The sequence below is a fragment of the Rhizobacter sp. P2_H2 genome (assembly GCF_056403375.1).
Genome location: NZ_JBFUFP010001634.1, coordinates 1 through 800 on the forward strand (window position 1 = coordinate 1; position 800 = coordinate 800).

The window sequence follows — 800 nt, forward strand, 5'->3', positions numbered from 1 at the left end:
CGGCCAGCGCGGCCCGCGCGGCCTTCACGCGCCGCAGCGCATGGCGCGATTCGCGCTCGGCGAGGTCGATCTCGCGCTTCGGGCCGCATAAAAAGCCGCCGCCCTTGAACCACACGTAGACCTCGGTGCCGGGCAGCATCGGTTGCTGGTTCGGCGAGATCAGCATCTCGACGACGCCGAAGGAAAGGGTGATGCGAACGGCCTGCTTGTCGCCCACCACCGCCACGTGGCGAGAGCGTGCGACTTGCTCGAGTTGCTGCGCGAGAAGCGGCAGCAACGGCCATGAGAGCACTCGATTCATGGGTTTTATCTCCCCTGTCGTTGTGCGCAAACGATAGCGAAGGACCTGCAAATGCGGACGGTAGGGTTACTCGGCGTTACCCCTCTTTCGCCACAACGTCGCCAAGCACCAACCAATGGTTGTCCAGTTGCAGACCAATTGGAAGACCAACCAGCGACCGATCGTCTTTTTTTGCGTCAGATATCCGCGCCTGCGATCGCTGCGCTTCCGGTCGGCCACCGGCCCACAGCGCATGGGAGGCATCAAGTGCAACAGCGCAGGCCTCCTGCAACGGCGCGAGACCTTGCCAATTCCCATCGGCTTGCCATTGCGCGAGGCCTTGTGCACGTGGGCAGCCGATCACGAAGCCTTCCTGCGTGGCCGCGATGTCGCCGCCGTAGCCGGCGAGCGATGGTGATGCTGCGGGTTGCAACGCGTGGCCATCGAAGCGCGCCAGCACCGGTGCCACGGCACGCAGCGCGGCATCGGCGTGCTCGGCCTGCATCGCAATGCCGAGCAC

The 800-nt window shown here is 64.8% G+C and carries 2 protein-coding genes; both read right to left on the reverse strand.

Features of this window, described 5'->3' with window-relative positions:
* Positions 1-301: hypothetical protein (locus tag AC1D15_RS35245; protein ID WP_477829740.1), on the reverse strand; the 301-nt coding region annotated here is incomplete at its 3' end.
* Positions 302-377: 76 nt separating this feature from the next.
* The coding region (locus AC1D15_RS35250) for a DUF1513 domain-containing protein (RefSeq protein WP_477829741.1) at positions 378-800 on the reverse strand (423 nt) is incomplete at its 5' end.